9 protein-coding genes and 1 pseudogene are annotated in these 14,753 nt (G+C 44.2%); 1 reads left to right on the top strand and 9 read right to left on the bottom strand.

Annotated elements, in window-relative coordinates; all coding sequences use genetic code 11:
• Positions 1–145: 145 nt before the first annotated feature.
• The 3 genes from HUG15_RS13085 to HUG15_RS13095 form a co-directional block, all read right to left on the bottom strand.
• Positions 146–394 (bottom strand): hypothetical protein, encoded by a 249-nt coding sequence (locus HUG15_RS13085; protein WP_200123528.1) that lies wholly within the window; start codon positions 392–394, stop codon positions 146–148.
• A 162-nt stretch (positions 395–556) separates the two neighbouring features.
• Positions 557–904, bottom strand: coding sequence for a helix-turn-helix domain-containing protein (locus HUG15_RS13090; protein ID WP_200123529.1), 348 nt, complete (start codon positions 902–904; stop codon positions 557–559).
• A gap of 858 nt (positions 905–1,762) precedes the next feature.
• On the bottom strand, positions 1,763–3,043 hold the full coding sequence (locus HUG15_RS13095; protein WP_200123530.1) for an IS110 family RNA-guided transposase: 1,281 nt from the start codon (positions 3,041–3,043) through the stop codon (positions 1,763–1,765).
• 119 nt (positions 3,044–3,162) lie between these two features.
• Between HUG15_RS13095 and HUG15_RS23675 the strand changes: the two are divergent.
• Positions 3,163–4,426 (top strand): annotated as a pseudogene (locus tag HUG15_RS23675) (IS4 family transposase); the annotation flags it as partial.
• 45 nt (positions 4,427–4,471) lie between these two features.
• Here the strand turns inward: HUG15_RS23675 and HUG15_RS13105 are convergent.
• The 6 genes from HUG15_RS13105 to HUG15_RS13135 all read right to left on the bottom strand — a co-directional run bounded on the left by HUG15_RS13105 (position 4,472) and on the right by HUG15_RS13135 (position 14,741).
• Positions 4,472–4,864 carry a hypothetical protein gene (locus HUG15_RS13105; RefSeq protein WP_200123531.1) on the bottom strand — a complete coding sequence of 131 codons (393 nt, stop codon included), beginning with the start codon at positions 4,862–4,864 and terminating at the stop codon, positions 4,472–4,474.
• A gap of 216 nt (positions 4,865–5,080) precedes the next feature.
• On the bottom strand, positions 5,081–6,712 hold the full coding sequence (locus HUG15_RS13110) for a sigma-54 interaction domain-containing protein (RefSeq protein ID WP_200123532.1): 1,632 nt from the start codon (positions 6,710–6,712) through the stop codon (positions 5,081–5,083).
• A gap of 1,360 nt (positions 6,713–8,072) precedes the next feature.
• On the bottom strand, positions 8,073–10,046 hold the full coding sequence (locus tag HUG15_RS13120) for a TRAP transporter permease (RefSeq protein WP_200123534.1): 1,974 nt from the start codon (positions 10,044–10,046) through the stop codon (positions 8,073–8,075).
• 17 nt (positions 10,047–10,063) lie between these two features.
• Positions 10,064–11,083, bottom strand: coding sequence for a TAXI family TRAP transporter solute-binding subunit (locus HUG15_RS13125; RefSeq protein ID WP_200123535.1), 1,020 nt, complete (start codon positions 11,081–11,083; stop codon positions 10,064–10,066).
• A 178-nt stretch (positions 11,084–11,261) separates the two neighbouring features.
• Positions 11,262–12,656, bottom strand: coding sequence for an MFS transporter (locus HUG15_RS13130; RefSeq protein ID WP_200123536.1), 1,395 nt, complete (start codon positions 12,654–12,656; stop codon positions 11,262–11,264).
• A gap of 471 nt (positions 12,657–13,127) precedes the next feature.
• The gene (locus tag HUG15_RS13135; RefSeq protein WP_200123537.1) at positions 13,128–14,741 is read right to left on the bottom strand and encodes an acetate--CoA ligase; all 1,614 of its coding nucleotides are present in this window, start codon (positions 14,739–14,741) and stop codon (positions 13,128–13,130) included.
• Between the last annotated feature and the right edge of the window lie 12 nt (positions 14,742–14,753).

Genomic DNA, 14,753 nt, shown 5'->3' on the forward strand with positions numbered 1-14,753 from the left:
CGCCGGGAAAATCATCTATGTATGATTTGATTTATAAATGTATCTTGGACGAAAAAGCCGGCTTCACTTCGAAACCGGTTTCAAAATTGTAAGTCACTTTCGGATTTTTAAGGGTTCGATCACGATGGCCATAAATATTGGGTAATCATGTAAAAGCTCCAGGTTTAATCGATTCAAGCATTTCCTCCGTTGTGAACACATTTCCTGTGGCAATATCCTGATTTGCCCGTTCGATCATTTTTTGCAATTCCGGATTATTCTCGATCTCTGTTTGTATTTCATTTTTTTCAATTGGATGAATCAAAAACTGTTTGCCTTTAATATCGATAATCGTGTCTTCATTTTCATTCAGTACATTTTGTATAGCTTCAGTGCCGTCAAGCTTTTTTGCCATTGAGAATCCCCCCTTTACAATTGTACAGGACCTTTCGATATATCCAAAGTTCATGTAAATACTATCCCCGATATCGATCATGTTGGACGGGGATCGTGACTTGGTCAATTCCCATATTCCCGTGCCCATCGAATTGATAGAAAGTTTTAGTGAGAGGAAAGATCATTGAATAGAAGCAAATTCGTTGTCGTCAAAAGGACCGTCGGACAAAGGATCATAGTCCAGAACTTGAAGCACCTTATCATACGTTTCCCCTTTAATTCCACTATGCCCAGTCTCAATTTTGGAAATCGTAGCTTGTGTAATCGGTCTCTGGCCTTGACTACGTGCTTGCTTAGCTACCAATTGAACGATATCCTGTTGAGTAAGCCCTAAATCAATGCGGCGTTTCATGATCTTTTTTCCCATTTTAACAGGAAAACTTTCCAAGTGCTCTTTCACGCCCGGTACCTGTTTCAGCAAATCTTTTAATTGTTCATGGGAACTGCTCGATTCTTGATGATTGACCATCAAAAACCTCTCCTTTTCATGTTTCGCGGTTTCGGGTATACATTAAGACAATTTGTTCACTTTCTTGAATCAGCCGTTCAAATTCAGGTGGATTTTTCTCTTGTTTTAGAATCGCACGGGTGAAATATAGGATCTCGAGTTTCGCACCCTGATAAATCAATAAAAAAACACCATGAAAATGGATGAAAAAACGTAAAAAACCCGCATGAACACAGGGCTTTTGGTATAATTAAGGTACCAATCCAAATCATGCCAAAAGGACGTGTTATCATGCGGGGAAAAACCAAAGAGATTGAAAAAGTGATTCAAACTCATAGTTTTTCAATTGATTCAATTATAAGGGATGTTATGAAAACGTTCAACTTTCGTTCCCTTTGTCACAAGGTCGGATTCAAGAAAGAGCAAGGATATCCGGTTGCAGATATCATCACCTCCCTCTTTGTAATTAAATATTCTTCCATATGCTCTTGATTTCTCAGATTTTCATGCCTTTAGGATTTACTAGCACCAGAGTACACCACTCATTCGATGAATATATTTCAATTGAAGGAATGATATTCCACTCAGAGGTCCATCCCTCTCATCCAACCCCTAGGGGTTGGAAAAAATTAGGATGACCGTGCGCTTGCATTCGCCCACTTCATACATGGTCGCTTAACCTCCCATACATCCCTGGATGGTGATGATCCACACATTCCTTCGTCCGGCGTATCCATGTGGTGGGGGCGGCTATGCTTTCTAACTGGGTCCAAGCCCGAAAGGAGGAAATAAACGCCGCCTCGGCACTGTTGGTGTTTGTATGCCATTGACAAGAAGTATCCGTTTCACAAGAGATGGCTGAGTTACTGTATTCCTGACTTACGTGGTTTGCGCTTGAGCGCGCTTCCGGTCTTGTAGAAGTTTAGCACCGTCAAAAGCACATCCTCGCTGACCCATCACAAACAAGACTTTCAAAAGTTTTCCACACAGAGCGATCAGTGATTGCATTTTTTTCAGCGGTCGGTCGGAACGCTGCGTGAGTTCATGATGCAGGGCGCGAAACGTGTCATTATGGTTAACGAGGGGACGAATCGCTAAAAATAGAATGTGGCGTAATCGTCTCCGTCCTCGTTTACTAATAGTGGTTTGGCCCTTGTGAACCCCTGAGCTATTTTCTTTTAAATCAAGACCGGCCAGACTGATCAGCTGCTTCGGATGACGATACTGGTGAATATCCCCGACCTCGGCAAAGAAAGCGGCAATGGTCATGTCGCCTAAGCCTTTGATGTCCCTCATTTGTTCGGCGCCAGGGAGATGCTCAAGCTGGTCCGTCAATTGGGCTTCCAATTCCTCGAGTTGCCGGGCATATAGGTCATACTGAGCCAGTAACGCGTCAAGTTCTTGTTTGGCAAAGCGGAGCCCTTCGGTGATGCCTACACTCTTCTCAGCAGCTTCATGAAGCTTTTGGGCTCGAGCGAACCCTGCGTGTCGCTTCGTATGGGCTTTCCATACGTCCACGATAGCTTCCGATGTCATCCCCGCAATGGCTTGGGGGAGAGGAAAAACCCGCAAAGTGGCCAAGGCACTCTCTCCATTCCATTGCTTAAACACCTGCTCAAACTCCGGGAAGTAACGGTTCAGCCAATTTTGAACACGGCCATCCGCCTGGTTTTTCAACTGCACGAGCTGATCTCTTAATTTGATGCCTTCTCTCAATTCAGCGTAAATGCCTTCAAGAAGGTTGGGGTGAGAGTATCGCCCGTCTTTCACCTGTTTAGCGATCACCATCGCATCTTTAGTGTCGTTTTTGCTTGGCGAGTGATCATCGATTTCTTTGAGCCGTTTGACGTGCATGGGATTGACCAACACCAGGTGATGACCGCACGATTCAAGATAATACGCCAAGCTCAAAAAGTAGTGCCCGGTGGGCTCCATACCTACCACCATGTGCGTTTTTTGATGGTTATCCTGATGATCTTCAGCCCATCGTAGAAACGTCTCAAAACCTTCAAGATCGTTGGTGAAATTGATGCGTTTCCCAAACTCGAAGCCGCGATCATCAATGGCACGAGCGACATGCTTGTTCTTGGCGATGTCGACGCCAATGATGAGCGTCTCCGGGGTGATTTGAGCGAGCTTTTCATTTTGTGTATAATTCATGGTGAGTCCTCCTTGGTAGTTATCAATTTAGAGGTCGATGAGTAATCATCGAACACTCCGTACTATACCAAGGGGGCTCTTTTGTGTTCAAAGCTCAAAATTTCACCTAACAGGAATGCTTACTATTGGTGTTTCCACTGATGCTTTTGAACAGCGTCAATGCCTTCTACAAAAGTGGATACAAACAGGTCACCAAAATGCAAAAGGATACGATTTATCGCTTGAAAAACAACGCCCGGATGCCTTGGCGCAACTTGCTTCTTCATGTGTCTAAGCAGTTTCAATCTTTGGTTAACCCTGATCAGGACGTGGACGATAAGTCGGCTTTTATCTTTGATGATACGATGGACGAGCGTGTTGGCCGCCGGATTGAAGAGGTTTCTTACGTCCACGACCATGTGGCCGGACGCAAGAAATCCAAAGCAACGCTCGGGTTCAAAAATCTCACCATGGGACTCTTTGATGGGAAAAGCTTTAACCCGCTTGATTTCAGTCTTCATTCTGAAAAGAAGCTATACAAGAAACAGCGGAAAGAGCAATATCAAAAGAAGCGTGATCCTCGCTCAAACGGTGCCAAGCGCAAGAAGGAATGCGATACGTATGCTCAAAAGAGCGGTGAAGCACGGTTTCAAAGCCAAGTATGTTCTCGTAGACAGTTGGTTTGCCAGCAAGGACTTTATCCGCACGTGTAGAGGGGTCAAAGATGGAGCGATACACGTCATTTGTGCTGTCCGCAAGGACTGGAGAAAGTACCGTTACCAAGGGAAAGACATGCATGCGAAGGAACTGCTGAAAACCCTGAAAAGCGAAGGAAAAGAAAAACGTTGCCGCAAACGCAATACGCGTTATTATGAAGTCACCGTCTACTATCCCGGGATCGATGAAACCGTCAAATTGTTTTTTTGCCGCTTTCCGTACCAAAAAGAGTGGCGACTGTATCTCTCTACAGATATCAGCTTATCATTCATTGAAACCATGGACATTTATTCGGTTCGTTGGACGATCGAAGTTTTTTTCAGAGAGACGAAACAGCACCTTCGTCTGGGGAAATGCCAATCCCAAGATTTCGACGCGCAAATCGCCCATGTAACAACCACCTACATCCTGTATGCCTTTTTGTCTTATTTCCGACGAGTCAACGATTACGAAACCTTGGGAGGATTATTTGAAGAGATGAAAGACGACATGGTGGAGAAAAATATGGCACAACGGTTATGGGAAATGTTTGATGAGCTCCTGGACGTGATTATCGCAACCATCTCAGAATCAGGAGCGGTCGATATTCATGCCTTTAAGACGTCTGAGGAATACCAATACATCAAAACCCTTTTTGAAGACTCATTTTTGGACCATCAGCTATTTGACGGCGATAATGTCGCTTAAAGAGCGAAAATGGAATTTCGATGAAAACACTGTCATACAAGGGCCTTAGGCAGCAATATACACGCTGAATCCCTTGTTATTTGGGGTGCGAAACTCGAGTAGGATTTGCTCGCTTTCATCCTCTACACAAAAGAAAATTGCTCTAAAATATCCCGTTCCTCGCCAGTTGACTCGAAATTCCAACAGAGGTGAATGATGCGTAAGTTCTTTCAGGATTGTGGCAAATGTAAGCGGTCTGCCATTGTCCCGCTCTGTATAAAAGGGTAAGAATTTTTTCTCCGGGACACCTACGTCTTCAAGGTAATCCAACGCTTGTGCAATGTACTTTGCCAAGTTGGCATACCCTTTATCTTCCATTCCTCTCAATGCAATTTCGTAAATGAGATCAAAAACCGGTGCCTGCCCATTTTCGTCTTTCACGTAATGTATAGTTGGCATAATAATTATATCACGTACAATATACATATTCAAAAAAGTGATACGATGTACGCTATATTTCCCCCTCCCATCACCTTGTTAAAGTAAGTTCCAAATGTAAATTCCCGTTAAATTTTATTATACACGAACAATAGTTCTGTGTCTACTTCCAAGTTCCTAACAAAAAAAGTGCCATTCGATCGGCACTTCTTTTCGTCACTGAATTTTTTCTTCTGCCTACGTCATCTCATACTTCTTCAATTTCCTTACAATCGTCGCTTGACTCGTTCCTAATGCGTCAGCGATTTTATACGTATTTTCATAAAGTTTCAGGGCTTTTGCCAAAAGCGCCCTCTCCGAATGTTCCGTTGCTTCCTGCAGTGTCGTAATCTCTTGGGGTAGACCGTCATCGCCTGTTTCCTCCCTAATATCGACAGGGATATCGCTGATATCAATCATATTGGTTGGTATGGTGACAACGAGCCGTTCCACCAAGTTGGCCAATTCCCTTACATTCCCGTGCCAATCAAACTGATAGAAAAAATTTAATGCCGACTCCGAAAACTTTTTAGTGACATCATATTTTTCATTATAATGGTTGAGGTAAAAATAGATGAGGGCCAAAATGTCTTCGCGTCGCTCTCGTAGTGGCGGAATGTGAATCGGAATGACATTAATGCGATAGTAGAGATCTTCCCGGAAGGTTCCTTCTTTCACCATTTTCTTTAGATCACGGTTCGTCGCGGCAATCACCCTGACGTCGATCCGCGTCGTGTTCGTGCTTCCAACCCTTCTGAGCTCACCTTCTTGCAATACCCTTAATAACTTAACTTGCAGCTCCAAAGGGAGTTCACCAATCTCATCGAGAAATAACGTGCCGTGATCTGCCAGTTCGAACATCCCGGCTTTACCCGTTTTTTGTGCACCGGAAAATGCGCCCGCTTCATAGCCGAACAACTCGGATTCCAAGAGTGTCGGCGGGATTGCACCGCAGTTGATTTTTATAAATTCTCCTTGTTCCGAACGTAGACTATGCTCATGCACATTTTTAGCGAAAACATCTTTCCCGACACCGGTTTCTCCGAGAACGAGGATAGTGGCATCGATATTCGCCACTCGTTCCCCCGTGAAAAAAATATTTTTCATTTCCGCGCTCTCGCAGACAATATCCGTCGTCACATCAGGATTTTCCTGCATTTTATTAAGTTCAGCTTTATAAAAAGAGTTCAGTTCCTTCATTTTTTGATTTTCATCGCGTAACTGTTTTAAATCTGTCAAATCACGAATGTTTGTGATGACTTTTTCCACTTCGCCATCTTTATTAAAAATGGGGCTTCCGGTGAGCATCACTTCAATATCCCCTTGACCCCGCTGGTAAACGGTCACCGGTTTCTTTTCTTCCACCACTCTAAAGGTGACGGATTCTTCCAATATGCCCCGCTGAACGAGCTGGTTTACATTTTTTCCAATGTAATAGTCTCTCGGAATTTTAGTAATCCGTTCAATAGCCGGATTGGTTTTCAACGTTGTTCCTTCGGCGTCTGTAATGTAAATCGCATCATACGCGCTTTCCAGCAAACTATTTAATTCTCTTTCCATCTCTTCATATTTTTGGGGAGCAGCCCCTTTACTTCTCGGATAGAAAAAATAAAAAAAATAATTGTTCATATGGGAGTGTTCATATTTTTCCACTAGATAATCCTGACCATCAACGTTGCATGCAAAGTGATGCTCGCCTTCCTTTATGCAACGATGAAAATCTTCATTTGCCCGCTCATTGCGTGCGATCACTTCTCCGCGATCGTTCACAAGAAGCATCGGAAATGGAAGATAGGACCATTCACTGGATAATAACGCTTTTGTTGTCATCAGAAACACTCCTCAAGAGAATGGATTCTATTAGCCATTATACCAGAATGTAATCAAGTCGTCCCAGCCCAATTTTTAGATCCCGTATTTTTTGCCCCGTTGAAAACGTTCAGGATTGACGATCCCATTTTTCCTCTTCGTATAAGCGTTCAATAACAAACTGTTTTAATAAAGTTTGATAGCCTTTCTGTTTCTTATCGGCTAGGGTCTGCAAGCGCTCAAGTGGATCCTGGTCCATTCTGATCGTAATGGATTTTGCTTCTGTTCGTTTTGGGTGGCATTTCAGAGTCATCTAACGGACGGGCGCTTTCAAGCAATTCATCGGTAAGTTCATGGCTATCCCAAAAATCAGCGGATGCACCGTCTTGTGATCAGGCACTTTGTCCGGATGAGGGGCGGATGAGAATTTTTCGTTACAGGCGCGTTGATTATCAAAATTTATCCAATAAAAAAGCTTAAACAAATGTGACGCTTCGTGAAGCCCTATTAAAGGTGAAAACGATGTAAAACATACCGTGTTTTATTATGTATGGACTAGTTTAGCGTTCAGCTACCCTTATGAATCCCCAAAACCCGAGCCTGAGAGGATTCATCTGGCTGATGAACAACACTTTGAGTCCGCAGATATGCTTCCTGAGGACTCATTTGGCTGTTGAGCAACGCTTTGAGTCCGCAAATCTGCTTCCTGAGGATTCACCTGGCTGATGAGCAACGCTTTGAGTCCGCAGATATGCTTCCTGAGGACTCCTCTGGCTGTTGAGCAACGCTTTGAGTCCGCAGATATGCTTCCTGAGGACTCCTCTGGCTGTTGAGCAACGCTTTGAGTCCGCAGATATGCTTCCTGAGGACTCCTCTGGCTGTTGAGCAACGCTTTGAGTCCGCAGATATGCTTCCTGAGGACTCCTCTGGCTGTTGAGCAACGCTTTGAGTCCGCAGATATGCTTCCTGAGGACTCCTCTGGCTGTTGAGCAACGCTTTGAGTCCGCGGATCTGCTTCCTGAGGATTCATTTGATACTAAGCATTGGTTTCTCGTTTCATACCAAAAGGTATTTCTATCATTAGAAACTTCCGATAGATAACATTTGCACTAAGGCGCATTGGATTGCTACGCGATCGAATATAGGCCACCTATGTGAAGGTATTTTAAGATCAACGCCTGTTTTCGTTACTCATAATCGTTTCCTCCTTCGAAAAATCTGTTTTTCAAAGACAGGCAATCATTTATACGTATGATTATAGCTACATTTGCGAAGCACACAATTTTTATACGAATCATCAACATCGAGGACATGACCGATCTGCTTTTTTAAATAAAATATAACATGCGCCCAAACCTTGTTTGGGCGCACGATTTGCAAATTAGTACTCCGTAGATATCCCCACTGTTGTACTTTTATCATTGCCTCGCCATTGATAGATAAAAACAACCGCCAGCAACACAAGCCCGATCAAATCCGTCCATAAGTGATCCGTGACCAATAGAACGGCCGCTACCAATAAAGCTATTCGTTCCCAAACAGCTGTTATTTTCAGCATACATCCTTCGATAAATCCGGCAAAGGCCACTAGTCCCAATAGAGCGGTTATAATGCCGAAAATGATCGAAGGAACACTTCCATCAAAGGAAAGCGAAGGATTATAGACGAGCATATACGGCAGTATAAATCCGGCCATCCCGACTCTTAAAGAATAGACAGAGGTTCGCAACGGATTGCTGCCCGCGATCCCAGCCGTAATGAAAGAAGTGATCGCCACCGGTGGTGTAATGCCAGAAAAAATGCCGAAATAGAATACGAAAAAATGAGCGACAAGGACGGGTACACCCAGTTGCGTGAGCGCTCCGGCAGCAACCGTCGCGAGAATGACATAAGCCGACACCGTCGGCATGCCCATCCCGAGAATAATGGATGCGACCATGATTAACAAAAGTAACGGCAACAGTTGTCCGCCTGACATTTCTACCGCGAATCGCGAGAAAGCCATGCCAAGTCCGGTCATAATAACAGACCCGGCAATAATGCCTGCGCCGGCACACGCCATTACCGTCGGCACAGCATTGCGGATGCCTTTTTCCAAAGCGGCAAGAATAGCCATTACGTTCAAACGGCTTTCTTTTTTAAATAAACTTAATATAAAAACGGACAACAACGCCCACATCCCGGCCCTCATCGGACTGTAACCGCTGACCATCAAAACAATAATGATCACTAACGGCAGAATGAGGTATCCTTTGCCCGCGACGAGCTTCCAGAAATTTGGGAGTTGATGCCCCGGGATGCCTTCCAACCCTAAGCGACGCGCTTGAAAATAAATGACCACGCCGACGACGGTAAAGAACAGGATAGCCGGGAGCAGTGCATAGCCAGCTACTTCAATGTAAGGAATGCCGGTGTATTCCGCCATAACAAAGGCAGCCGCGCCCATGATCGGCGGCATAATCTGCCCGCCTTGGGAAGCAACCGCTTCCACGGCACCGGAAAACGTTTTCGTATAACCGACCCTTTTCATCAGCGGAATCGTGAACGGTCCGGTCATAGACGCGTTCGCCGCTCCGTTTCCGCTCACCGTCGCCAACAACCCACTAGATAATACGGACGCAAGAGCGGGGCCGCCGCGAATGCGTCCGGTCAAGGCAAATGCAAATTCAATAAAAAATTGCCCAACCCCTGTCCTCATCATAAAAGCAGCAAAAATCAGAAACAGAATGAGGACTGTGGATGCCACGTAAATGGGATCACTGAAAATCCCGTTCGTCGTCGTGTAAAGGGCATCAGTCATGCGGCCATAACTAAATCCTTGATGGCCTAAAATTCCCGGAAAAATAGGCCCGATAAATATATACGCCCAAAAGAACAATGCCAATATGGCCATTGCGTGCCCAATCGTCCGTCGTACCCCTTCGATAACTAGAAGAATCATAACCGTCGCCACGATTTGATCAAAAAGGGTAGATGCTCCTTGGCGGAGGGCAATCTCCGGATAGGAAAAGAACGCATGCCCGAGTAGGGCAATCGACAAGACGAGCGGCACTGCATCGAACAATAAATGGCCGGGTTCTTTGCCTTTACGATAGGAAAACGTACTAAAACACAAAATCAAAAAGATTGATGTAAACACGGCACGGTGTTGCCAAGCCGGCAAACCGCCCGCTGCCGCGTAATAGATCACATAAACCGCGAGGGTGATCGCGATGATGGCAATCATAAATTGCCGCAAGCGCTTCCACATTGACCAGCCGTCCGGGTTGTACAAGGACTTCTCAATGGAGGAGTTCATTCTTTCTTCTTCGATGGTTAAGTCAATTTTTTCATTTCCGGTATTTGTTTTCTCCATTGCGCTCTCCCTCCTTTCTAGTCAGTTGCACCGACTTCTTCATAATATCGCAATGCGCCGGGATGAATATTTTCTTCGGGATCGTCAATTTCACCGTAAGCAAATTCCGGATCGAACCATTCCCCTCGGGTCGGTTGTTCCTCTTCAACTCGATCAACATTTTCCCAAATAGCCTTTGTCAGTTCATACACGACGTCATCATCCATATCCTCGTGTACAATCATCATCGCCCAAGTCACAACGGTCGGAACATCTTCCGTTTGAGCGCTATAACTGTCAGCGGGAATCTCCAAATCCGTCGTATACCCATACTCCTGTTCCTCCAACTCATCCAACACTTCATCGGGGATGGACAAAAGTTCCACGGACTGGGTAGCATCAATTTCTGTCAAACCCGGAACGTAAGGACCGCCGCCTTGAATCGTGAGATCAATAATCCCATCCCTCATCTGATTGGCAGCATCACCGTAACCCCCATAATCTATTGCCACACCCGCTTCTTCCAAATCTTCTTCGTCATACCCCATGGCTTCAAAGATTCGATGAAAGGTTTGCACGCTTGCGTCGCCCGGGTTACCGGGAATCACATCTGCGCCATATTCAACCACATCTTCCAGGGATTCATATGGGCTGTCTTCCAATACCGCGATGTTCCAAAAGGTAGGATAAAATGCGCCGAGCGCCTTAACATTCTCCTGAGGTTCCCCTTCAAACCCTCCTTCCCCGTTAATCCCATCAACAAAGTCAGATACAAACGCGAATCCGGTCTGCACGTCCACACCTGTATTCACCTCGCGAATGTTGCCAATCGCGGCACCTTCAACAACAGTCACATCGGCTTCTTCCAGTTCATCAAGCCAAATGTCGGAAAATAAGGTGGACAGCGGGTACCATCCCGAATCTGTCGGCCCGGAAATGTGGGCATGCTGCCACTCATCATCCTCAGCTTCACTATTGCAAGCCGTTAACAGACCGGCTGTGAGTAAAAACGAGCCACTTAACAAACAAAATTTCTTCGCTTTTTTATTCAATCTCAATCTCTTCCCTCCTGTATGTCTTAGATGTCGTCTCATTCTTTTAATGCAATAATGATGCCAAAAAAATAATCGACAAAAAAGGCATCAAATTAAAGGGCTTTCATTTTCTTTATTTTGCTATCATTCATTTCCGTATGGATCATACAAAAATGAATGAAAAAAAGCTTCCGCAGAAGCTTTAACTGGATAAGCTGTTGTCATGTGCAATATTACGTCCGGCTTTTTTTGAACGCAAATAAAGATGAAAAACAATATGGGCAATGATCATCCAGCCTATATAAACGAAAAATAAATTTCGGAAAATCTCTTCTTGAGGCAATTGCTGCTGAACGGAAATAAGCATTCCCGCGACTCCGGCACCGAAAGCGCCTCCCACAAATTGGGATAATTGTATGAGCCCCATGCCTGAACCGATAAACGTTGCCGGTAGTATTCTTGATACCTCATTATTCGCGCTTGCAAGCAAAATGTTCGAGCCGGAAATGGCGATGATGATAATGCCAAGCGAGGCATATGGCGATACATTTGCAAAAAATGCGAACAGTATATAAGCGATGAATAGAAACGCCAAGCCTGCCCGGATCACATTCACCGGTCCTTTGCGATCGATGACTTTCCCTGCTAAGTTTGCAGAAAATGCTGCTAAAATTGCTCCCGGAAAAATAATGAGTCCTGTTTCCAACGGATTTTTATTAAAAAGCTCGGATAAAAGAATCGGAATCGTAAATAACGTTGCAAAGTTCATAAAGAAAGAAGTGAAAGGCATAAGAAGCAACAACAAGTAACTTCGATAATGAAGCAATTCAGACTGGATAAAAGGAATTTCAGCCTTATGTATATGTTTCCATAAGAGGAACATAGCAGGAATCGAAAAAATGAGCGCAATGTAGATCCCACTCGTCACAAACAATAGTACGCCGCCTACAGATACGCCAATCAATATCGCCCCAAATACATCAAACTTCACTTTTTGTATAGCTTCAGAAGGCAGATTCCTGCGAATGATCGGCAAAATCACCAACACGGCAAAAGGGACAAGAAACAAATAATTCCATCCCCATTGCTCTGTAAGCACTCCTCCGAAAAGCGGTCCCATCCCAAATCCTAATGACGCGGAGGCCGCAACGACCGCCATCGCGTTCCCACGCCTGTTTACCGGGATATATTTTGAAAAGAGGACAACAGCTAAACTGGGGAGCGCACTTGCACCAATTGCTTGAAAAAGGCGGGCAAGAAGTAAAAAAAGAAACGAGTTGGAAAAAAATCCGATCAGTGAGGATATACCTAAAACGAGCAGCCCGAAACTGATCAGTCTGCGGATTGGCACATAATCTGATAAACGGCTGAATGTTATCGCAGATAACGCAAACACGACGGAATATCCGGAGACAATCCAGGTGGCAACCGATGAAGGGATCTGAAATTCCGTAATAACCGTAGGGAGCGCGACATTAAACATAGTCGTATTCATCGTCATCAGAAACATCCCGATTCCCCAGAAGACTAAAATGGTTCGTTCATTCATTTCAAAAGGCTTGCCCATGTTTTGCTTAGCCGCAGGCGAACCAGACATAAACGTTCCTCCAATTGTTTTTCATTTGCCTATGCGTGGGCTTAAGATGAGCTCACATACTTTATAAAACAAAAAGAGACCGCTAACACCTTTATATGCAACAATCATTTTTTCAATTATTTCTAATGAATCATCGCTAACGTCAATATGTATTAAACCCCTATCACTTGAAACTACTTTGAGTCCGCTAAACACAATTCTGAGGACTTTTTGGCTCCCGTTCAACACAAAGAGTCCTCAAAGCCCAATCTCGAAAGCTAATCTAATGCCTGAGCATTGGTGTTCACTTTTCATGCCAGAGGGCTTTTATGCGTTGAAGTCGTTGTTTCACATTGGTCATTATAAGCACCGCCAATCCTCGTGAATTTGTTGGGATTGGCGGAAAAATTTTTTCGCGTTTCAGTCATCCCTTGCATGCCAAGGATTCCGAGATAGCGCAATTAGCCTCGGAAGTGCTTTGTGTTCTTCTTCCTATTCTTGTTTTCTTAATAGATAACGCTGAATTTTTCCACTCTGTGTTTTAGGCAGGTTTTCCAGAAATTCTACTTCTCTGGGATACTGATGTTTCGATAATTTCTCCTTTACATACGTCATCAATTCTTTTGACAATTCTTCTGATGGTTGATAGGAATCGCTAAGCACTACGTACGCTTTTACAATCTCGCCTTTTGCTTTATCCGGTTTTCCGACAACGGCTGTTTCTACCACCGCGGGATGTTCCATGAGGCTACTCTCCACCTCAGTCGGCCCAATCCTGTAACCGGCACTGGTAATAACATCATCCGACCGCCCGTCAAACCAGAAATAGCCTTCCTCATCCTGTTTTGCAAGATCGCCTGTTAAGAACCATTTGCCTAAATACTTGCCTTCTGTTTTTTTTGGATTGTTCCAATATCCCATAAAGTTAAGGTCTTGATCTGTTGTATCAATGGCGATTTCCCCTGTTTCACCATTTTTCACGACATTCCCCTGATTGTCTATCAATCGTACACGATAACCCGGTAGTGGTAACCCCATAGACCCGGGTTTTACGACCATATCTGTTATATTATAATTATTCACAATCATTCCGGACTCGGTTGAACCGTAATGGTCATAAATCGCCGTGCCAAAATTATTTTCAAAAAAACGAACAACCTCAGCATTTAATGGCTCACCTGCGCTGCTGAATTTTTTCGTTTGTATATTGTAGTTTTTAATAAGTTCTGGACCTGCCGCCATCATCATTCTGTATGCGGTCGGTGCGTACGTGAAGTTTGTGACATTATATTCGTCCAAAAGCTGATAAATTTTCTCCACATCAAAAGGACCTTTATAGACGAGAATAGGTATTCCAAAACTTAACGGGACAAAGGTACAAGCCATTAAACCATAGGACCAGCCCATATCCGCCCCACCAAAAAAGATATCTTCATCGTCTATATTTAATGCGTATCTCATATATGGATACAAACTTATGACGCTTTTATGAGTGCTCACCGCGCCCTTTGGAAGGCCCGTCGTCCCTGAGGTGTATTGAATGACGGATGGGTCCATCTCGGTGGTTCGTTCAAGCACATAGTCATTAGGGAAAGCTTCAACAAATTCCCAGAAAGTCTTTCCTTCATTCGTTAAACCATCCGTTAATAGTACTTGAAAAGAAGTATTTTGATCTTCGAGTTTACTCATCTGTTCACGATTCGTAATTAAGAAACTGACGCCTGAGTCCGTCGTACGATGCATAATGGCGTCCGGTCCGAATGCTGTAAACAATGGAACGTATATAGCGCCAATTTTCCATGTGGCCAAAACTGAGATGATGAGCTCCATGTCTTTCCCTAAAAGACCTGCTACTCGATCACCTTTTTTAACGCCAAGATGTTTTAAAGCATGTGCCATTTGATTGGATTTTTGCCTCAACTTTTCATACGTCCATGTCTGTTTGTTACCTGAAGCATCTTCCCAATAAATTGCAATTCGATCCGGTTCCTCTGCCCACCGATCACAAACTAAATGAGCCATATTAATGTCATCACCGGATTGCCAATCAAATTTTTTCTCTACCTCTTCCCAAGAAAAAGTTTCAACCAACGCTTGATAATTCATGATTGACCACCT

Source organism: Salicibibacter cibarius (genome assembly GCF_016495725.1).
GTDB classification, from domain to species: domain Bacteria; phylum Bacillota; class Bacilli; order Bacillales; family Marinococcaceae; genus Salicibibacter; species Salicibibacter cibarius.

What these genes read in the sequence shown, in the direction of transcription:
- HUG15_RS13085 (WP_200123528.1), bottom strand. Translation starts at nt 394, where the DNA reads ATGGCAAAAAAGCTTGACGGCACTGAAGCTATACAAAATGTACTGAAT.
- HUG15_RS13090 (WP_200123529.1), bottom strand. Translation starts at nt 904, where the DNA reads ATGGTCAATCATCAAGAATCGAGCAGTTCCCATGAACAATTAAAAGAT.
- HUG15_RS13095 (WP_200123530.1), bottom strand. Translation starts at nt 3,043, where the DNA reads ATGAATTATACACAAAATGAAAAGCTCGCTCAAATCACCCCGGAGACG.
- HUG15_RS13105 (WP_200123531.1), bottom strand. Translation starts at nt 4,864, where the DNA reads ATGCCAACTATACATTACGTGAAAGACGAAAATGGGCAGGCACCGGTT.
- HUG15_RS13110 (WP_200123532.1), bottom strand. Translation starts at nt 6,712, where the DNA reads ATGACAACAAAAGCGTTATTATCCAGTGAATGGTCCTATCTTCCATTT.
- HUG15_RS13120 (WP_200123534.1), bottom strand. Translation starts at nt 10,046, where the DNA reads ATGGAGAAAACAAATACCGGAAATGAAAAAATTGACTTAACCATCGAA.
- HUG15_RS13130 (WP_200123536.1), bottom strand. Translation starts at nt 12,656, where the DNA reads ATGTCTGGTTCGCCTGCGGCTAAGCAAAACATGGGCAAGCCTTTTGAA.
- HUG15_RS13135 (WP_200123537.1), bottom strand. Translation starts at nt 14,741, where the DNA reads ATGAATTATCAAGCGTTGGTTGAAACTTTTTCTTGGGAAGAGGTAGAG.